Origin of the sequence: Acinetobacter sp. HY1485 (assembly GCF_027568475.1) — a bacterium.
In the GTDB taxonomy this organism is placed as follows: domain Bacteria; phylum Pseudomonadota; class Gammaproteobacteria; order Pseudomonadales; family Moraxellaceae; genus Acinetobacter.
In genome coordinates, this window is sequence record NZ_JANKZG010000002.1 from 93,819 (window position 1) to 112,291 (window position 18,473).

19 protein-coding genes, 2 pseudogenes and 1 riboswitch are annotated in these 18,473 nt (G+C 37.9%); of the genes and pseudogenes, 12 read left to right on the top strand and 9 right to left on the bottom strand.

The features are described from left to right. The first annotated feature begins 91 nt into the window (after window positions 1-91). From PCI70_RS02330 to PCI70_RS02340, 3 genes are read left to right on the top strand one after another with little or no spacing between them, the layout of a single operon-like run. Window positions 92-1,390 carry an ABC1 kinase family protein gene (locus tag PCI70_RS02330; protein ID WP_269913745.1) on the top strand — a complete coding sequence of 433 codons (1,299 nt, stop codon included), beginning with the start codon at window positions 92-94 and terminating at the stop codon, window positions 1,388-1,390. A 3-nt stretch (window positions 1,391-1,393) separates the two neighbouring features. After that, on the top strand, window positions 1,394-1,690 hold the full coding sequence (locus PCI70_RS02335) for a HopJ type III effector protein (protein WP_269913746.1): 297 nt from the start codon (window positions 1,394-1,396) through the stop codon (window positions 1,688-1,690). 59 nt (window positions 1,691-1,749) lie between these two features. Next, window positions 1,750-1,980 (top strand): hypothetical protein, encoded by a 231-nt coding sequence (locus PCI70_RS02340; RefSeq protein ID WP_269913747.1) that lies wholly within the window; start codon window positions 1,750-1,752, stop codon window positions 1,978-1,980. 38 nt (window positions 1,981-2,018) lie between these two features. On the opposite strand, the gene PCI70_RS02345 is transcribed toward PCI70_RS02340, so the two are convergent. The 4 genes from PCI70_RS02345 to PCI70_RS02360 all read right to left on the bottom strand — a co-directional run bounded on the left by PCI70_RS02345 (window position 2,019) and on the right by PCI70_RS02360 (window position 4,566). Further along, complete coding sequence (locus tag PCI70_RS02345; protein WP_269913748.1) at window positions 2,019-2,267, bottom strand: DUF7660 family protein; 249 nt, start codon at window positions 2,265-2,267, stop codon at window positions 2,019-2,021. Next, window positions 2,248-2,625, bottom strand: coding sequence for a fluoride efflux transporter CrcB (gene crcB, locus PCI70_RS02350; RefSeq protein WP_269913749.1), 378 nt, complete (start codon window positions 2,623-2,625; stop codon window positions 2,248-2,250). The genes PCI70_RS02345 and crcB overlap by 20 nt, the downstream gene beginning before the upstream one ends. A 58-nt stretch (window positions 2,626-2,683) precedes the next feature. Beyond that, a riboswitch (Fluoride riboswitch) is annotated at window positions 2,684-2,752 on the bottom strand. Window positions 2,753-2,765: 13 nt separating this feature from the next. Further along, a complete protein-coding gene (locus tag PCI70_RS02355; protein ID WP_269913750.1) occupies window positions 2,766-3,935 on the bottom strand; it encodes a TIGR03862 family flavoprotein in 1,170 nt (389 codons plus the stop codon). Continuing rightward, on the bottom strand, window positions 3,928-4,566 hold the full coding sequence (locus tag PCI70_RS02360; protein ID WP_269913751.1) for an SAM-dependent methyltransferase: 639 nt from the start codon (window positions 4,564-4,566) through the stop codon (window positions 3,928-3,930). Before PCI70_RS02360 ends, PCI70_RS02355 begins: the two co-directional genes overlap by 8 nt. A gap of 61 nt (window positions 4,567-4,627) precedes the next feature. On the opposite strand from PCI70_RS02360, the gene PCI70_RS02365 reads away from it, so the two are divergent. The 7 genes and pseudogenes from PCI70_RS02365 to dctA all read left to right on the top strand — a co-directional run bounded on the left by PCI70_RS02365 (window position 4,628) and on the right by dctA (window position 10,463). Beyond that, window positions 4,628-4,801, top strand: coding sequence for a DNA gyrase inhibitor YacG (locus tag PCI70_RS02365; protein ID WP_269913752.1), 174 nt, complete (start codon window positions 4,628-4,630; stop codon window positions 4,799-4,801). 196 nt (window positions 4,802-4,997) lie between these two features. Then, a pseudogene (gene msuE, locus PCI70_RS02370) lies at window positions 4,998-5,564 on the top strand (FMN reductase); the annotation flags it as partial. A 4-nt stretch (window positions 5,565-5,568) separates the two neighbouring features. Beyond that, on the top strand, window positions 5,569-6,507 hold the full coding sequence (locus tag PCI70_RS02375; RefSeq protein ID WP_269913753.1) for an aliphatic sulfonate ABC transporter substrate-binding protein: 939 nt from the start codon (window positions 5,569-5,571) through the stop codon (window positions 6,505-6,507). Between the two features lie 9 nt (window positions 6,508-6,516). Continuing rightward, window positions 6,517-7,659 (top strand): FMNH2-dependent alkanesulfonate monooxygenase, encoded by a 1,143-nt coding sequence (gene ssuD / locus PCI70_RS02380; protein ID WP_269913754.1) that lies wholly within the window; start codon window positions 6,517-6,519, stop codon window positions 7,657-7,659. Beyond that, window positions 7,659-8,408, top strand: coding sequence for an aliphatic sulfonate ABC transporter permease SsuC (gene ssuC, locus PCI70_RS02385; protein ID WP_269913755.1), 750 nt, complete (start codon window positions 7,659-7,661; stop codon window positions 8,406-8,408). The genes ssuD and ssuC overlap by 1 nt, the downstream gene beginning before the upstream one ends. Before the next feature lie 10 nt (window positions 8,409-8,418). Next, a pseudogene (locus PCI70_RS02390) lies at window positions 8,419-9,117 on the top strand (ATP-binding cassette domain-containing protein); the annotation flags it as partial. Window positions 9,118-9,179: 62 nt separating this feature from the next. Then, window positions 9,180-10,463 (top strand): C4-dicarboxylate transporter DctA, encoded by a 1,284-nt coding sequence (gene dctA / locus PCI70_RS02395; protein WP_269913757.1) that lies wholly within the window; start codon window positions 9,180-9,182, stop codon window positions 10,461-10,463. A gap of 314 nt (window positions 10,464-10,777) precedes the next feature. On the opposite strand, the gene PCI70_RS02400 is transcribed toward dctA, so the two are convergent. From PCI70_RS02400 to PCI70_RS02420, 5 genes are all read right to left on the bottom strand, one after another. Beyond that, the gene (locus tag PCI70_RS02400) at window positions 10,778-11,422 is read right to left on the bottom strand and encodes an MBL fold metallo-hydrolase (protein WP_269913758.1); all 645 of its coding nucleotides are present in this window, start codon (window positions 11,420-11,422) and stop codon (window positions 10,778-10,780) included. Window positions 11,423-11,432: 10 nt separating this feature from the next. Further along, the gene (gene hemH, locus PCI70_RS02405) at window positions 11,433-12,446 is read right to left on the bottom strand and encodes a ferrochelatase (protein WP_269913759.1); all 1,014 of its coding nucleotides are present in this window, start codon (window positions 12,444-12,446) and stop codon (window positions 11,433-11,435) included. Between the two features lie 107 nt (window positions 12,447-12,553). Beyond that, window positions 12,554-13,114, bottom strand: a complete 561-nt coding sequence (locus tag PCI70_RS02410; RefSeq protein ID WP_269913760.1) for a DUF4062 domain-containing protein — start codon at window positions 13,112-13,114, stop codon at window positions 12,554-12,556. A 64-nt stretch (window positions 13,115-13,178) separates the two neighbouring features. Next, entirely contained in the window at window positions 13,179-13,994 is an 816-nt protein-coding gene (gene murI, locus PCI70_RS02415) for a glutamate racemase (RefSeq protein ID WP_269913761.1), read from the bottom strand. Window positions 13,995-14,035: 41 nt separating this feature from the next. After that, window positions 14,036-14,542 (bottom strand): DUF1285 domain-containing protein, encoded by a 507-nt coding sequence (locus PCI70_RS02420; protein WP_269913762.1) that lies wholly within the window; start codon window positions 14,540-14,542, stop codon window positions 14,036-14,038. A 165-nt stretch (window positions 14,543-14,707) separates the two neighbouring features. On the opposite strand from PCI70_RS02420, the gene PCI70_RS02425 reads away from it, so the two are divergent. Both PCI70_RS02425 and PCI70_RS02430 read left to right on the top strand, forming a co-directional pair. Beyond that, window positions 14,708-16,417 carry an electron transfer flavoprotein-ubiquinone oxidoreductase gene (locus tag PCI70_RS02425; RefSeq protein ID WP_269913763.1) on the top strand — a complete coding sequence of 570 codons (1,710 nt, stop codon included), beginning with the start codon at window positions 14,708-14,710 and terminating at the stop codon, window positions 16,415-16,417. A gap of 241 nt (window positions 16,418-16,658) precedes the next feature. Next, window positions 16,659-18,449: a glycoside hydrolase family 13 protein gene (locus PCI70_RS02430; protein ID WP_269913764.1), complete on the top strand. Its 1,791-nt coding sequence runs from the start codon at window positions 16,659-16,661 to the stop codon at window positions 18,447-18,449. Window positions 18,450-18,473 lie beyond the last annotated feature (24 nt).

Below are 18,473 nucleotides of genomic sequence, written 5' to 3' on the forward strand. Positions count from 1 at the left end.
CAAACGGGTGGCTTTTTTTTACTAGCAAAAAATAACAATTTAAGCCTAAAATAATCGTTACGATGAGAAAAACAATTCAAGGCAAAATCGCATGGCAAAGTCAGCAAGCTCTCCAAGTCGTCGCTTTTTAAAACTTGCAAGCATGACGGCAAGTATTGCCACCAAAACCGTTTCTAACTCTATTCGCAGTTTAACCGCAGATGAAGAACAAAAAGATGCGGCACGTCGTCAACTGTTTCAAGAAATTGGTTTACAAATTGCCAATACATTAGGCGAAATGAAAGGCGCTGTAATGAAAGTGGGACAAATTGCATCGCAGTATAAAGACATTTTCCCACCTGAAGTGGCAAAAGCCATTGCAAAATTACAACGTCAAGCCCCTGCAATGCCCTTTGCAGACATCAAAGTACAAGTAGAAAAAGAGCTACAAAAACCAATTTCTGATGTATTTACGCATTTTGAAGAAACACCTTTTGCAGCAGCCTCTATTGGGCAAGTCCATAAAGCAACACTTAAAAATGGGCAACAAGTGGTGGTAAAAGTTCAGTACCCTGGTGTTGATGAAGCCTGTGAAAGTGATTTAAAACAAGTACGCCTTGCCCTACGCATGATGGGTGTTCTGAAAATTGACAAAAAATTACAAGACCAACTTTTTGCCGAAATTCAAGACAGTTTAACCAACGAGCTAAACTACGAAATTGAAGCCCAAAATCTAGAAGTTGCACGTACCTTTCATGGCAAGCTTGATCCACACATTATTATTCCAACGGTCTATACCGACTATTCAACACGTCATATCTTAACGCTTAGCTATGAAGCGGGTAACAGTATTGAAACAGCAAGTACATGGTCACAAGAATTACGTAATACCTTAGGCAAACGCTTATTTAAAGCCATGGGACAAGAGATTTTTTATCTTAGACGTTTTCATTGTGACCCGCATCCAGGTAACTTCGCATTTAGAGAAAATGGCGATGTCGTGGTCTATGATTACGGCGGTGTTAAAACACTCTCACCGCAACATGTTGCCACGTTTAAGTCGCTTATTCGTGCTTGCCGTACACACAACATTACTGAAATTGAAAATCAACTTATTGACTTAAATGCACTTTCAGAACGCAATGCTTTTCCGCATGAGCTGTATGAAGAATGGTTAAACGTACTATTACGTCCACTTACTACATTTTATGATTTTGAAGAAAACTCTGCTCATCATGATGGGGTAAAACTTGCAAAGAAATCATTAAAATATTGGGATATTTTTAAACCATCACCCGATACATTGATGGTCAATCGGACAGTTTCAGGGCATTATTGGAATATGATCCATCTCAAAGTTAAAGATGATTTAACTGACCTTTTTAACGAATTAGTTCCTTTAGATGAGTAAGACATGAAAAAATTTGCAGATAACATTGCCCATATTGATACACATTACACCCACACACCAACTGCGTTTAAAAATGGCGAGCAATATAATAGCGCTCAAGAAAATCAAGGTAGTGCCAAAATTTTTGCCTTTGCACAGTTAAACCAACTCAGTGAACAACAAACGCTTGAATTATTTGCCGAGCATTACGACAGCGTGATCGCAGATCCAACAGGCACAGCACATCAAAATATCCGTCAATTTTTAAAACACGGTTGGCAAGGCATTACTTTTGAGGGACAAGCATTAACTACAAAATAACAACCTATTGAGTATATTTTTATCTATAATGATAGAAATATACTTAAATTAAAACTCAAATGAAAAGTGTACTCTCTTTAAGCCTTATTTTCCTCGCAGGTTGTAGTACAGTGCCTGAAAACGAAGCAGATCATCAACGCCGATTGGCAAAGACACATAGCGATGTGATTAATACCCTCGACCCTTCGACTATTTATAATCAACAACAAAATGGCAGTGGATTATTACTTGATAAAAATCCCACATATAAAAACAGCGACTCAAAATACATGTTTAGACATGTACATTAAACTTAATTTTTTATGGCATGACTATCTTGATGTGAAGTTTACTCATACATCGTTGCCGCATACAGAATATGGGCTAATATTTTCCAATCTAAGCAATTTGAATTGAGTTTATTTAGCGCTTCTTGATCGCCAATATTGTTAAAGTAACCATCCATATCTTCTACCCAACTTTCTATACCCCCTAAATAATCAGGTAAATTAGAGTTATAGCAAGTAGACGTATGCTGTTGAAGCGTTCTCATAAACTCTAAAAAGTCTTCACGCGTTTTAATTTGAGAGATATTCATATAAACCTATACCTGCAAAAGTACATAACAGCGCACCAATCACATGTAGAGAAATCGCAAGCATTGCCGTGGAAAAACGACCTTGTTGTAAAAGTGATACAATTTCGACAGAGAAAGTAGAGAATGTGGTTAGTCCGCCACAAAACCCTGTGATCACAAATAATTTATAATTTGGACTTAGATCACTTTGTGCAAAATAGGCGATGGCAAAGCCAATAATAAAGCCACCAATCCAATTAACGGCAACGGTACCAAGGGGGATATGAGGATAAATTGAATTAAGTTTTAATCCAATAAACCATCTAGACCAACCACCCAATACAGAACCTAAAGCAATTGCAAACAAAGCATAATACATTTAACGCACTCCTAAAAATGGATAGAGCACGCACAAAAACCTACGCACCCTATCAATTGGGTTCGCAGGCATCATTAGCTCATCATGAGCGGTTTGTAATAGGAAGAATGCCATTTCCTTATCTTTAAATTACTGTAAAACTATTTGGTTTTCAAGTAATCATGCACACCTTGTGCCGCTGTCCGCCCCGTAGAGAAACATGCTGTCAGTAAATAGCCCCCTGTAGGTGCATCCCAATTCAACATCTCTCCACAGCAAAACACATGCGGGTTACTTTTAAGCTGTAACTGTTTGGTCAATACATCGGAGCGTACGCCCCCTGCACAACTAATCGCTTCTTCAATCGGGCGAAAACATTTCAGTTCAATTTTTAATTGCTTAATGATTTGCGCAAGTTGTTCGGGGTGCTGCCAGATCTCTTTTGCAATAATTTCTCGTATCAAATTGGCTTTGGCACTGTCTAAACCTGCTTTACGCCATGTATTTGCCATAGACTGTTTTTTATTAGGCTTTAATTTTTTTACTAAATCATCAATAGTTAAATCGGGCAATAAATCAAGCGTGAGCGTCATATCTTGCTCACGTAATTGACGATTGAGCTTGTAAACCACGCCACTTTCTAACCCATAATGTGTAATTACAATATCGCCTTGGGCTTTATAGTGTGGGTCTACCCATGCTTCAATTCGTTTAAGCGGTTGCCCAAACACAGGCTGCATAAACTCAGACCATTTGTATTCAACCCCTGCATTACTTGGCATAAAAGGTTGAATATCTGAAGATTTAAGCCACTTTTGCCATGCCCCATCACTACCCAAACGTGACCAAGACACCGCACCACATGCCAAAACAATGGCATCAAAACATTGCGATGGTTGCTGTTCAAATGTAAGGGTATTACGTGTTAGAGCTGTACAACGATGACGATAATGGAACCGAACACCTGTATCAGCTAGTCGCTTTAACCATGCCCGTAGCAATGGCGCAGCTTTCATTTCTACAGGAAAAATCCTGCCTGAACTCCCGACATAAGACTCAATACCCAAGCCTGTCATCCATGCTTGAATGGCTTTAGCATTAAACTGCTCAATGCCTGCTTGTAACCAAGCAGATTGATCGTAACGGGCAATAAATTGCTTTAATGGTTCTGCATGAGAAATATTTAGACCTGTCTTGCCTGCCATTAAAAACTTACGGGCAGCCGATGGCATTTGCTCAAAAATATGAATCTCATAATTGTACTGACTCAAAAATTCTGCTGCCATGAGCCCTGCAGGTCCTGCCCCCACAATTGCCACCGTTTTAGCCATGTTGCGCTTGCCCTAGTAACGGCTCAAATGCATCAAAACGTGTTGTGTAGCCTTGTGGTTTTGTAATAATCAGCTGTTGGCATAGCTCGCCACGTTCTAAATATTTAATCTCAAAATGTGTACGTGCCGATGTCTTTGCAATTACTTCTTTTTTGTAGGGTAATTGCCATACGTTTTGCAATTGCTGTTCTGCTTCTTCAATGTATTCCACAATATTACTGGCAAGCGTAATGGTACCGCCTACTTGTAAACGCGATAAAATAAATTCAAAAAATGGCATATTTAACCAACGCTGTGCCGAATTGTGTGGCTCAGGATTTGGATATAAAATAAAAAACTGCTCAACTTGGGCAGGATACAACGCATGGGTAATCCAAGGTAATGCATCGGCATGAATGGGCGTCAGACTATTTAAGTTAAGTACGGCATGCTGTTTTTGCATGGCTTCAAATTTTTCTTTTGTACGTTCAATCGCATACAATTGAGTTGTAGGGTTTTCTTGGCTAAATAAAACCGCATGTTTACCCTTACCTGCTCCAATTTCTACCGTAACTGCTGTACGTTTAATCGGTTGAAAATCACGAGGCGCAACCATATATTGTGCTTGAAATTGACGAATTTGCATAACCAAATCAAAATCACTAAAAATTAGTGTAAGTCTAACCTAATTTAAATCTCAAAAGGTATTTTCAATGACTCAAAAATTTTCATGTCCACGCTGTGGTGAGCCTTCAACATGGCACGGTAATGATTTTCGTCCGTTTTGCTCAGAACGTTGTAAACTCATAGACCTTGGTGCTTGGGCAAATGATGAGTATCGCCTGCCTACTCAAGATGCTCCACAAGCCGAAAATTCTGAAGAATAGAGATATCCTTATCTTAATATCTACTGTTAAATAAATGGAAGTTTTAATAAAATTAATAAAAACAATTACTTAAGTCTATTTAACTTTTAGTCGTATCTTTATGATCTGTGCTTAAATAAGCAAAGCAATTTTTCTTATTTCTCAAAATAACGTGGTTTGGCGTTAATACATACACGTTGTATTTAGAGATAAGAAGATGCGTTTTAAAGTAGTGGCTGTTTCGGGGAGTGTATCCTCCCCATCTAAAACAGAAATATTAATTCAAACAATTATTGATCAATTTAAAGAAACTCAAGAGATTGATGTTCATTTTGTTAAACTCAGTACTATTGGGCGTGATTTAAGCGGTGCATTGTTTCGCTCAGAACTCCCCACTCATATTGAAAATGATTTAACAGCAATTGAAAACGCAGATTTACTCGTTGTGGGTACACCTGTTTATCGTGCTTCTTTTACAGGTTTATTCAAACATTTATTTGATTTTGTCGATCAAAATGCTCTGATTGATGTGCCTATTTTGCTATCTGCATCAGGTGGTAGTCACCGCCATGCGTTAATTTTAGAGCATCAATTACGCCCATTATTTAGTTTTTTTCAAGCGCATACCTTACCAATTGGGGTATATGCCATTGATAATGATTTTAAAAACTACCAAGTTACTAGTTCTGCTTTAGACAACCGCATTCAACTTGCTGTACAACGCGCGCTTCCATTTTTGAACCATGAAAAAACCAAGAAAATTGGTTTAAAAGTTTTGGAGGCTTAGCATGAAAATTCAATTAATTTTAAGTAGCTTTATCTTTTTGACTGCTTGCTCATCTTCTCAAACACCGCAAGAACAACAAACAATTAAAGTTGGCTTTCAAAAATCGACACTCAACGCTATTGTTTTAAAAACCAATGAAGATTTATTAAAAAAATCATTTCCCAATACCAAAATTGAATGGAAAGAATTTCCTGCAGGACCACAAATGCTTGAGGCATTATCAGCAGGCTCTATTGATTTTGGCTCTGTGGGTAATACACCGCCTATTTTTGCTCAAGCCGCCAATAAAAATATTCGTTATGTGGCATATGAGAATGTACACCCAAAATGGCAAGCAGTTTTAGTTCCCAAAGATAGCCCTCTTATCAATATCACACAGCTAAAAGGCAAAAAAATTGCCGTACAAAAAGGCTCAAGTGCACACGATTTACTTGGACGCGTTTTACAAAAAGCCCATTTGACTTGGGCGGATATTCAACCTGTTTGGCTTGCACCTGCAGATGCACGGGCAGCGCTAGATAAAAAAGCAGTAGATGCATGGGCAATTTGGGAACCATTTTTAACTGCGGCTGAAGTTGAAGGTCAGGCTCGTCCGCTCATTGAAGGCGATCAATTTGAAACCACCTATAACTTTTTAATTGGACAACCCGACTTTATTAAAAATCATCCCACAGAAACACAAAAGTTTATTCAAGCCAATAATGATGCTGCCCAATGGGTTGTTGAACATCCTCAGCAAACTTTAGATCTTTACCAACATGCAATTGGTTTAGATAAAAATATTACCCAAAAAGTTTTAGCTAAGAAATACCAACCCTCATTACTACACCCTATTACACCAACCGTGATTACAGCACAGCAAAATATTGCAGATCGATTTACACACGATCAGGTCATTCCACAAAAAATTAATATTCAACAAGCAGTTAATTCACAATAGGAGCATGTCATGAAAATTTTTTGGTTTATTCCTACCCATGGCGATAGCCGTTACTTAGGTACGTCTAAAGGCTCACGTGTTGTGGATTATGCTTATATGAAGCAAATTGCAATAGCGGCTGATCATTTAGGATACGAAGGTGTTCTACTACCGACAGGTCGCTCGTGTGAAGACCCTTGGATTACAGCGGCTAGTTTAATTGATGCCACACAACGCCTTAAATTTTTGGTGGCATTACGTCCAGGTGTAACAACACCTGCTTTAGCAGCACGTATGGCATCTACATTTGACCGTTTATCTAATGGACGCGTCCTGCTTAATTTAGTCACAGGTGGCGATGCCAATGAGCTTAAAGGCGATGGTTTATACGAAGATCATGCATCACGTTATCAAACTGCCAACGAGTACGTTAAAATTTGGCGGGAAATTTTAACTCGTTCACATCAAAATGAAGAATTTACTTTTCACGGCGAAAAACTTAGTGTAGATAATGCTCGATTGCTCTATCCACCAGTCCAAAAACCTTATCCTCCACTTTGGTTTGGCGGTTCGTCTGAACCTGCAATTGAACTTGCTACAGATCAAGTAGATACATATCTCACATGGGGTGAACCGCCTGCTGCTGTTAAAGAAAAATTAGATATTGTTAAACAAAAAGCACAAGCCAAAGGTAGAACGCTTAACTACGGTATTCGCTTACATGTCATTGTGCGAGAAACAAATGAAGAAGCATGGCAAGCAGCAGAAGACTTAATCAAATATGTAGATGATGAAACGATTTTGTTTGCCCAACAAAAATTCTCAAAAATGGACTCTGTGGGTCAGCAACGGATGGCAAAGCTTCATAATGGTAGCCGTGACAATCTAGAAGTTTCACCTAATTTATGGGCAGGGGTTGGCTTAGTTCGTGGTGGTGCAGGTACAGCACTTGTGGGTGATCCGCAAACGGTGGCGACACGCATCCAAGAATATGCAGATTTAGGTATTAGTACCTTTATTTTTTCAGGCTATCCCCACTTAGAAGAAGCGATTCGGTTTGCAGAACTTGTATTTCCACTCTTACCTTTGGAAACACAACAAAAAATACAACAATATCAGGGGCCAAGAGGCGAAATCGTTGCTAATCACAGCCAACCGCAAGGAAGTACCTAATGCATAAAATCGTACCGTGGATTCTGCCTATTAGCTTACTCAGCTTATGGCAAATTTCTTCTATGCTGGGTTGGTTAAATCCTCAAATTTTACCTTCACCCAGTGCAGTTGCCATGGCTTTTTGGCGGTTACTGTTATCGGGTGAGTTATGGGTGAATGTTAAAATTAGTACCCAACGTGCCTTAATGGGACTTGCTGTAGGAGGTGGACTAGGTTTCATTCTAGGCCTCCTCAATGGTAGTTCTAAACTATGTTCGCACTTTTTAGACACTACCTTACAAATGGTACGTAACATTCCTGCTTTAGCGCTTATTCCATTAGTTATTTTGTGGTTTGGAATAGATGAATCGGCAAAACTCTTTTTGGTTTCTGTGGGTGTATTTTTTCCAATTTATATCAATACCTATCATGGCATTCGATCAGTTGATCCCGACCTCATTGAAATGGGTCAAAGTTATGGACTCAACCGTTGGCAACTGTATAAAGAAATTGTACTACCGGGTGCAATGCCTTCTATCTTAGTCGGTTTACGTTTTTCTTTAGGTTTAGTTTGGGTACTTTTAATTGTGGCAGAAACTATTTCCGCGCAATCCGGTATTGGCTATATGACCATGAATGCACGGGAATTTTTACAAACTGATGTTGTACTTGTAGGAATTTTACTCTACGCCTTTTTAGGCAAGTTAGCAGATATTTTTGCACAACTTTTAGAGCGTTATTTTTTGCGTTGGCATATAGGATATAAATAAGATGAGTATTCAAATTAAAATTTCAAACTTACATAAACATTATGCAAATGCGCATGTCCTTCAAAACTTAAATTTGTCGATTGGTGCAGGTGAATTTGTTGCAGTTGTGGGCAAAAGTGGTTGTGGCAAGAGCACTTTATTACGTTTGATTGCCAACTTAGAACAACCTAATCAAGGCTATATTCAAGATCAGCAACAAAACATCTTAAAACCAAGTGATATTCGTGTCATGTTTCAAGATGCACGCTTACTGCCTTGGAAAACAGCTATTGATAATATTAAACTTGGACTCAACACCACACACTCAGCCAAAGCATTACAGTTTTTAGAAAAAGTGGGGCTAAAAGAAAAAGTAAATCTTTGGTCAAATCAACTTTCAGGTGGGCAAAAACAACGTGTAGCACTTGCACGTGCCTTATTACATCAACCCAATGTCTTATTATTTGATGAACCTCTAGGTGCACTGGATGCTTTAACACGCTTAGACATGCAACAACTCATTGAGCATTTATGGCTTGAACATCAATTTACTTCTGTACTAGTGACCCATGATGTGAGTGAGGCAGTGCAATTGGCTGATCGCATTATTTTGCTTGATGAAGGCAAAATTGCGAAAGAATTTAAAGTAGATTTAGCTCGCCCTCGTGTAAAAAACCATGCGTTCTTTGAAATTGAAAAAACCGTTTTAAACAGCATACTACATGCTTAATTATTAAGCTTGGCATTCTTTATGCATATCTTTGCTTGTCTCTTGATATGGAACGAATGCCAATGCAAAAAATTAAAAACTCGCTCTTTTTACAAGTCATTATTGCAGCAGGTATTGGCATTTTACTGGGTATTAATGCACCACAATTTTCTATTTCTTTACAAATTTTAGGCGATAGTTTTATTCGCCTCATTAAAATGCTCATTGCACCACTTATTTTTTGTGTCATTGTAACGGGCATTTATAATGTTGGAGACCTTAAAAAAGCAGGTAAAGTGGGGTTAAAAACCCTCATTTATTTTGAGCTGATGACCACTATTGCATTGGTATTAGGTGTTGTTGTGGCTTATATATTTAACCCCGGACAAGGCATGAAGATTGATCTTCATACTTTAGATAGTAGTCATCTAAACCAATATACCGACCATATTCATGCGGTTAATAATATTTCAGACTTTATTTTAAATATTATTCCGCAAAGTGCGATGGGTGCTTTTATTAACGGCGATGTGTTACAAGTTATTGTATTCGCCATTATTTTTGGTTGTGCTTTAAGTTGTTTACCTCAAGACGTAAAACAACCTGTGGCATCATTATTGGATAAGATTTCCCAAATTATTTTTAAAATGATGGCAATCATCATCAAACTTGCCCCACTTGGCGTGATGGGTGCTGTGGCATATACCATTGCAAAATATGGTATTGGTTCTTTATCTCATCTACTTTATTTTGTTCTGATTTATTACGTTGCCATTTTCTTTTTTGTGTTTGCAATTCTTGGTAGTGTACTTTATTTATTTGGGTTTAATATTTTTAAAGTTATCAGCTACTTTAAAGAAGAACTTTTGGTGGTATTAGGCACAGCTTCTTCAGATGCCGTTTTGCCCCAAGTAATGGATAAACTTAATAAACTTGGTGTGCAATCTAATATCGTCAGTTTAGTTATACCTGCAGGGTATTCATTTAATTTAGATGGTTTTTCAATTTATCTTACACTTGCTGTGGTATTTATTGCACAAGCTACAGGTGTGAATTTATCACTACATGATTTAGCCATTTTGCTTGTAATTGCTGTGTTTACCTCAAAAGGTGCTCATGGTATTCCGGCTTCTGCCATTGTTGTGCTTGCAGCAACGCTGTCTAGTTTTCCTGCCATCCCTGCTGTTGGATTAGTACTTATTTTATCGGTTGATTGGTTTGTTGGAATGGTACGTGCAGCTAGTAATTTAGTGGGTAACTGCGTTGCGACATTGGTTATTGCAAGTATGGAAAAAGAAATTAATTACACTGAAGCCCATCTTGTATTAACCATACCTAAAAAGGAGAAAGTTTTAACTCCGTTATAATTACAGAAAAATTATTTAAGAGTGGGTATGCCAGAGTATTAAAGACTAATACCGCACGGCAACCCACCCTATATCAAGAGTTTTTGCTTTAGAGTTTATTAAAATAACTTTGAGTTCCACGTAAAATACATATGCAGATATTCTATTGTTTTTTTAAGGCTAATTTACTGCCCCAAAAGTAAACTAATTTACAAAAGTTCAATTTTTTTCAATCTTACTGCAAAAAAAAATGAGCTCGTCTATTACTTGGTCTCAAACTAAAAAACTACCCACTATTATAGTTTAGGATAAAAAATTGCTAAAAACGTTTATGTTTAACCTGCCTTACCTGACAAAAATGGATTATGCTGTTTTTCATAGCCAATCGTACTCATTTCGCCATGTCCACAAATAAACCGTGTGTCATCCGGTAGCGTAAAACATTGAGTCTGAATAGATTCAATTAACTGTGCATGGTTACTTTTAGGAAAATCGGTGCGTCCTATCGAGCCTTTAAACAATACGTCACCTGTCCAAAGTAGCTTATTTTCTGCATTATAAAAAATCACATGCCCAGGTGTATGACCCGGAGTAAAACGCACTTCAAACTGATGTTCACCTAGCGTTAATACTTCTCCGCCTTTTAACCACTGTGTCACTTCCACAGGTTGAGGAATAGGAAAGTGATAACGCGCGCAAACATCCTGAATCATATCTAACCAAAAGGCATCATCTTGATGTGGACCAATCACAGGTACATCCCAATATTGGTTTAACTCGCCCACAGCACCTGCATGGTCAAAGTGTCCATGGGTCAACCACATTGCTTTAACGGTTAAACCCAACGCATCCACTTCTTGTCTTAAACGCTGTGCATCACCACCTGCATCAATCAAAATAGCATCTTTGGTTACACTGTCCCATACAATTGAGCAGTTTTGGGCAAAAGCAGTCACAGGTACAATTTTGACTTGTAGCATGGCAATCTCCTTATTGCGCCAAAGAAATTTTTAAAGCATCTAACTGAGATTGAATTAATGTTTCAAACAGTTCTAGATGTAGCTCATCCGTGTTAAGTGCAGGGATATAAGCATAAGATTCACCCCCTGCCTCTTTAAATGTTTCTGCGTTTTCCATAGCAAGTTCTTCAAGTGTTTCTAAGCAATCTGCCGAAAATGCAGGACTCATAATCTGTACAGATTTAACACCTTTTTTGCCCCATTCTTCTAGCAATACATCTGTATAAGGCTTCACCCACTCTTGCTTACCAAAACGTGACTGAAAACTAATTGCCCAAGCATCGTCATTTAATTGCAATTCTTTGGCAACTAATTTTGCTGTAATACGGCAACGGTCTGCATACGGGTCGCCCTTATCGGCATAAGGCTGTGGAATACCATGAAAAGACATCAATAATTTTTCAGCAATGCCATGATTTTTCCAATAACGGCGCACACTTTCGGCTAACGCTTTAATATATAGCGGGTGCTGATAGTAATCTTTAATAATACTTAAACCGGGTAAATTACGCTGTTTCAACATCCATTTTGATAGCAAATCGTATTGGGGTGCTGTTGAGGTTGCCGAATATTGTGGATACAAAGGCAATAACACCACATGGTCTTGCGGTTGGCTTTGCATTTCTTTTAAACATGCCACCATGCCCGGATTACCATACGTCATGGCAGGGATAATTTTTAACTCAAATTCAGGATACTGCCCAACAATTTGTTCTTTTAAATGATTCACCTGACGAAACATTATTTCACGCATCGGTGAGTCTTTTGACCATACACTTGCATACGCTTGAGACACACGTTTTGGACGAAAGGGTAAAATAAACATGCGTAAAATTATTTGCCATAAAAATTTAGGAATTTCAATCACACGCGTATCTGACAAAAATTCTTTTAAAAATTGACGCACAGCAGGTACAGTTGGCTCGTCAGGCGTACCTAAATTGGCTAAGATCACCGTGACTTTTGGCTTACTCACTAAAGACATAGGGCAGTATCATTCACTATCATTTGCGCTTACTCTACCGCTTTCCTTAAATGAAGGAAACCTATAACAAGTATCTTTTTTTAACTTAATTTGATCGAAATGAACGATTATGCAGGTCGTTTATTATATTGTTCTAAACAAAAAATCTGTTTTTCCAAATCAAAAATTTGAGATTGCAAATCGGCTGTTTCTTGATTTTTAACCCATCCCATAGAAGGATGATCTTTAATAAAAATAGGAAATTCATGTTTTAATTTTTTGACCAACTCATAAACACATAAATAACGCATCACATGTGTTTGATCTTGTTTAAATGAATTTTGGAAAGCGATCAGTTTTTCTTGTTGATCTACCGACTGATTAAGCGATAACTGATTCAGACAAATCACAAAAATAGGTTTTTGTCTTGCCATTGCATAAATATATTCAAGTTGGACATGACTTACCCCAAAGGGGGCTTCCTCACCATAACTATCTCCTTGTAATACCACCACATAATCACTTATATCAATTTGACGGCGAATACTCGTGGCCTGAGATTGATGGCATTGTTGTACGCCTGAGATAAAATGTCCCATGTTGATTAATGTTTGACACACCATCGCATAATCTCGTTCCATCCGTTGTCCAGAGGTCGAAATAAAAATGTGATAGCGTTGATTTGCCATAGGATATATTCATTTTTTTAATTAATATAATTTTATTTATAACACAAACTAAACAATAGCCAAGTTAAATTTGATGTGCTCGCCAAGAAAATTCACAGTTAATAAGTTTTGATATTATATTATTTATTTTTAATATATTACCACCTGTAAAGTAGCACTCAATTTGAGCATCGTCATTTAAGCTTTGTGTACTTTGTAAATTATTTTTTAATAATATTTTTGCTGTTTGGCGTGCAACCGCTTGCCCTGAATCGACCAAAGTGAATTGTTCTTTAAAGACATGATTTAGAGCATTTTTTAAAAAAGGATAATGTGTACAACCTAACACTAAATGATCTGCTTTTTGTTCAATGGCAGGTTGTAAAACCGATTTAAGCAACTGATGCATTTGCGTACTATTACACTGCCCTGCTTCAATAAGGGGTACTAATTCTAAACAAGTCACAGGCAATACTTTGACCTGTGCAGGTTGTGCAAAATGGGTTATCACCTCTTGAATGAGCCGACCTCTAAAGGTAGCAGGTGTGGCTAAAACAGCAACGGTTTTGGTTTTAGAATTAATTACGGCAGGTTTTAAGGCAGGTACAAGCCCAATAATTGGAAACGTATCGCCATAATGTTGGCGTAGATGATCTAAACTAAAAGCAGATGCGGTATTACAAGCAACCACCACCGCTTTACAACCTTGCTGATATAACCATTCTACAGCATTTGCAGTAAGTGTACGGATGTCATCATCTTCTCTTGCGCCATACGGTACATGTGCCGTATCTGCAAAGTAAATTATTTTTTCTTGAGGTAAATGACGCATAATCTCTTGCGCAACTGATAATCCACCAATACCAGAATCAAATATACCAATCGGCGCATCAGATGCCATTTTATTACACTCATTTAAAACAATGTGCTAAATCTTAAACCTCAGGCTTTTAATTGCCAACAAAAATCACCACTTTGTAATGTTAAAACCGTATCACCTGTTGGGGTTTCTTCAAGTTTGCCATATTCAATAAGTTGAAAAAAAGCACTACGACTCAACAACCCAAGTAATCCATCTCGCACTTCTAGATAAGGTCGATCATTTTTCATCATCATAGGATGGTCAGTATCTAATTTAATCCATTTATTTTGAAGTGTTTTGGCATATAACATCTGTTGGTCTTGCTGAATTTCTATAATAAAAAAGGGGGCATCCTCTACCTGAATACGGAATTTTTCATGTGGCGTTTTTAAGTAAAACAATTCATTTTCTTGCCAAAGTAATTTAGAAAATAAATCAATTAAACGTGTCTTTTTAATTTGTGTACCTTCATGCCACCACTCACCATTGGCTTTAATGGTTAAATCCATATGTGTTGTGCGTGTGGGTTGCCAATCTTGTAAGTTAAAATCTGATGGTAAATCATGTAGTAAAGATTGTAGGCTCATAAGAAATCCATATAAAAAAATGATCGCTTTTTTTGGCTATTTAACAGAAAATAAGCAACTTTCAGCCGAAAGGTTGAATATAGCGTATCATAGGACTATACGCCGTATACACGCATGGCAGCACCAATTTGGTTGCCACCTTTAGCTATATATGAGGAGCCTTACATGGAACACATCGAACGTGAATCGATGGAGTTTGACGTTGTGATTGTTGGCGCAGGACCTGCGGGACTTTCTGCTGCAATTAAACTTCGCCAGTTAGCCATTCAACATGACTTACCTGACTTGACCGTTTGTGTGGTAGAAAAAGGCTCCGAAGTGGGCGCACATATTTTATCGGGTGCTGTATTAGAACCACGCGCGCTAAACGAGCTTTTTCCAAATTGGAAAGAAGAAGGCGCACCGTTAAATGTGCCTGTAACACAGGATAAAACATACTTTTTAACCTCAGACCAAAAACACCAAGAAGCACCTCATTGGGTTGTGCCTAAAACAATGCATAACGAGGGCAACTATGTAGTGTCTTTAGGCAACGTGGTACGTTGGTTAGGTGAAAAAGCCGAAGAGCTTGAAGTTGCTGTTTTTCCAGGATTTGCAGCTTCAGAAATTTTGTACCATACCGATGGTACTGTAAAAGGTATTCAAACAGGTGACATGGGTGTCGGTAAAGATGGACAACCTACAGGTAACTTCACACCAGGTTACGAGTTACATGCCAAATACACCATTTTTGCAGAAGGTTGCCGTGGGCATTTGGGTAAGCGTTTAATTTCCCAATTTGACCTAGACAAAAATGCAGACCCACAACATTACGGTATTGGTATTAAAGAACTGTGGGAAGTCGATCCATCGTTGCATCAAGAAGGTTTAGTAATGCATGGTGCAGGTTGGCCGCTCTCTGAAACAGGTTCATCAGGGGGTTGGTGGTTATATCACGGCGAAAACAACCAAATTAGTTTGGGTATGATTGTTGACCTTGCTTATAAAAATCCACATATGTATCCATTTATGGAAATGCAACGTTTTAAAACGCACCCACTCATTAAACAGTATTTAGAAGGTGGCAAACGTATTTCTTATGGTGCGCGTGCAGTTGTAAAAGGTGGTTTGAATTCTTTACCAAAACTCACCTTTGCAGGGGGTGCACTCATTGGTGATGATGCAGGCTTCTTAAACTTTGCTAAAATTAAAGGTTCACATACCGCTATGAAGTCGGGAATGTTATGTGCCGAAGCCATTTTTGAAGCAATTAAAGAAGGTGTAGCTCAAGGTGGTGAAGTGTCTATCGCACGTGTGACTGAAGGCGAAGATCATTTTATGAAAGAGCCTTTAGCTTATAGCAAAAAATTTGAACAAAGTTGGTTAAAAGAAGAATTATTCCAAACCCGTAACTTTGGTCCTGCAATGCATAAATTTGGACAATACGGTGGTGGTGCATTTAACTTTATCGATCAAAATGTATTTAGAATTCCATTTACATTGCATGATCTCACGCCTGATTTTTCTGCGCTTGATACAGTTGATGTCACAAACTTTAAACCTAACTACCCAAAACCAGATGGCAAGCTCACGTTTGACCGTTTATCTTCGGTATTTATTTCAAATACTGTACACGAAGAAAATCAGCCTTCTCATTTAAAACTCACAGATGCCCATATTCCTGTTAATGTAAACTTACCCAAATGGGATGAGCCTGCACAGCGTTATTGCCCAGCAGGGGTCTATGAAATTGTAGAAGAAGCAGGACAAAAGCATTTCCAAATTAATGCAGCCAACTGCGTACATTGTAAAACGTGTGATATTAAAGACCCATCACAAAATATTACTTGGGTAACGCCCGAAGGTGGCGGTGGTCCAAACTATCCAAATATGTAAAAAAAGCCCCTTGTGGGCTTTTTTAATCTTTAAAAAATATTAATATGAAATAAACCTTAAAAAATGGCTATTAATAAAACAATTAGAAAAATTCATCAAAATTTGTTTTGTATTAAATAATAAATTATATAAATATACAGCGAGTTTTAAGTACACGGACGAATATGCTTATTTGGCATATAAATGCTTAAAAAAGTAAGATCATTTAAAAGCTGAACCTACAGCTTTGGAGAGTAATTTTATGCATCGTTATGGAATGACTTCAATTGTCACGGCACTCCTTACTATCGCATTATCCACTTCATGTCAGCAAGTGATGGCAGCCCCTGCCCCACAAGAAACCGTACAACAATCTGAGCAACTCCCTGCTTGGTGGAAACAAGCCGTTTTTTATCAGGTTTATCCACGCTCATTTAAAAATACCAATGGTAGTGGTGTTGGTGACTTAAACGGAATTATAGAAAAACTAGATTACTTAAAAAGTTTAGGTGTCGATGCAATTTGGATTAATCCGCATTACGAATCTCCTAATACAGACAATGGTTATGATGTTAGCGATTATAAAAACATCATGAAAGAATACGGCACGATGGAAGATTTTGACCGTCTTGTTGCAGAAATGAAAAAACGTGATATGCGTTTAATGATTGATGTGGTGATTAACCATACCAGCGATCAACACCCGTGGTTTATTCAAAGTAAAAGCAGTAAAGATAACCCGTACCGAGAATACTATTTCTGGCGTGATAGTAAAGATGGTCAAGTCCCCAACAATTACCCATCATTTTTTGGTGGTGGCGCATGGGATAAAGACGGCAATACCGACCAATATTACTTGCACTATTTTGCTAAACAACAACCCGACTTAAACTGGGAAAACCCAAAAGTTCGCCAAGAATTGTACGATATTTTGCGTTTTTGGTTAGATAAAGGCGTATCTGGCTTGCGTATGGATACGGTAGCTACTTATGCCAAAATTCCAAACTTTCCAGAGCTAAGCCCAGCAGAAGTAGATAACTACGCCGTTGCTTATACCAAAGGTCCAGAACTTCATAAGTACATTAAAGAGATGAACCAAGAGGTTTTATCGAAGTATGATGCTGTATCAGCAGGTGAGATTTTTGGTGTACCGCTAGCAGAATCCATTAAATTCTCTGATCGTCGTCGTCAAGAACTCAATATGTCATTTACGTTTGATCTTATTCGTGTGGATGTTGATCCAAAAGAATCATGGCGTCGTAAAGACTGGAAACTCAGTGAGTTTAGAAAAATTATTCATGACTTAGATACCATAACAGGGAACTATGGTTGGAATGCCTTTTTCTTAGATAACCACGATAATCCACGTATGCTGTCACATTTTGGTGATGACCGTCCAAAATGGCGTGAAGCATCGGCAAAAGCATTGGGCACAGTGTTACTGACGCAACGTGCAACGCCGTTTATCTATCAAGGTACAGAATTGGGTATGACCAATTACCCATTCAAAAATATTTATGACTTTGAAGATATTGCCATTAAGGGCTTATGGAAAGACAAAGTTGAAACAGGCAAAGTAACCGAAGCTGATTTCTTAAAAACAGCACGCTTAACCAGTCGTGATAATACACGTACGCCATTTCAATGGGATGCAACTGCAAATGCAGGCTTTACCACAGGCACACCATGGTTAAAGATTAATCCAAACTATAAACAGATTAATGCTGCAAGCCAAATTAATGATCCAAATTCTATCTTTAGCTATTACAAAAAGCTGATTAAGTTACGTCATGAAATTCCTGCACTGACCTACGGCACATATACAGATTTAGATCTTAAAAATAATGATGTGTATGCTTATACACGTGTTTTAGGTGCAGAAAAATACTTAGTAGTTGCAAACTTTAAAGAACATAAAGTGAAATACAACTTGCCAAATAATGTTGTAGTTCAAAGTGTAATCACTGAAAGTAATGCAAAACGAACCATTAAACCCAATACCACACAGCTCAATTTAGCACCGTGGCAATCGGGTATTTATAAAATCAAATAAAAAAAGGAAGGGCTTGCCCTTCCT

Coding starts and splice junctions, on each gene's coding strand:
- PCI70_RS02355 (WP_269913750.1), bottom strand. CDS start 3,935: ATGGCTAAAACGGTGGCAATTGTGGGGGCAGGACCTGCAGGGCTCATG.
- PCI70_RS02345 (WP_269913748.1), bottom strand. CDS start 2,267: ATGAATATCTCTCAAATTAAAACGCGTGAAGACTTTTTAGAGTTTATG.
- PCI70_RS02430 (WP_269913764.1), top strand. CDS start 16,659: ATGCATCGTTATGGAATGACTTCAATTGTCACGGCACTCCTTACTATC.
- PCI70_RS02410 (WP_269913760.1), bottom strand. CDS start 13,114: ATGGCAAATCAACGCTATCACATTTTTATTTCGACCTCTGGACAACGG.
- hemH (WP_269913759.1), bottom strand. CDS start 12,446: ATGTCTTTAGTGAGTAAGCCAAAAGTCACGGTGATCTTAGCCAATTTA.
- crcB (WP_269913749.1), bottom strand. CDS start 2,625: ATGTATTATGCTTTGTTTGCAATTGCTTTAGGTTCTGTATTGGGTGGT.
- ssuD (WP_269913754.1), top strand. CDS start 6,517: ATGAAAATTTTTTGGTTTATTCCTACCCATGGCGATAGCCGTTACTTA.
- PCI70_RS02330 (WP_269913745.1), top strand. CDS start 92: ATGGCAAAGTCAGCAAGCTCTCCAAGTCGTCGCTTTTTAAAACTTGCA.
- ssuC (WP_269913755.1), top strand. CDS start 7,659: ATGCATAAAATCGTACCGTGGATTCTGCCTATTAGCTTACTCAGCTTA.
- PCI70_RS02340 (WP_269913747.1), top strand. CDS start 1,750: ATGAAAAGTGTACTCTCTTTAAGCCTTATTTTCCTCGCAGGTTGTAGT.
- PCI70_RS02420 (WP_269913762.1), bottom strand. CDS start 14,542: ATGAGCCTACAATCTTTACTACATGATTTACCATCAGATTTTAACTTA.
- murI (WP_269913761.1), bottom strand. CDS start 13,994: ATGGCATCTGATGCGCCGATTGGTATATTTGATTCTGGTATTGGTGGA.
- dctA (WP_269913757.1), top strand. CDS start 9,180: ATGCAAAAAATTAAAAACTCGCTCTTTTTACAAGTCATTATTGCAGCA.
- PCI70_RS02335 (WP_269913746.1), top strand. CDS start 1,394: ATGAAAAAATTTGCAGATAACATTGCCCATATTGATACACATTACACC.
- PCI70_RS02375 (WP_269913753.1), top strand. CDS start 5,569: ATGAAAATTCAATTAATTTTAAGTAGCTTTATCTTTTTGACTGCTTGC.
- PCI70_RS02425 (WP_269913763.1), top strand. CDS start 14,708: ATGGAACACATCGAACGTGAATCGATGGAGTTTGACGTTGTGATTGTT.
- PCI70_RS02365 (WP_269913752.1), top strand. CDS start 4,628: ATGACTCAAAAATTTTCATGTCCACGCTGTGGTGAGCCTTCAACATGG.
- PCI70_RS02400 (WP_269913758.1), bottom strand. CDS start 11,422: ATGCTACAAGTCAAAATTGTACCTGTGACTGCTTTTGCCCAAAACTGC.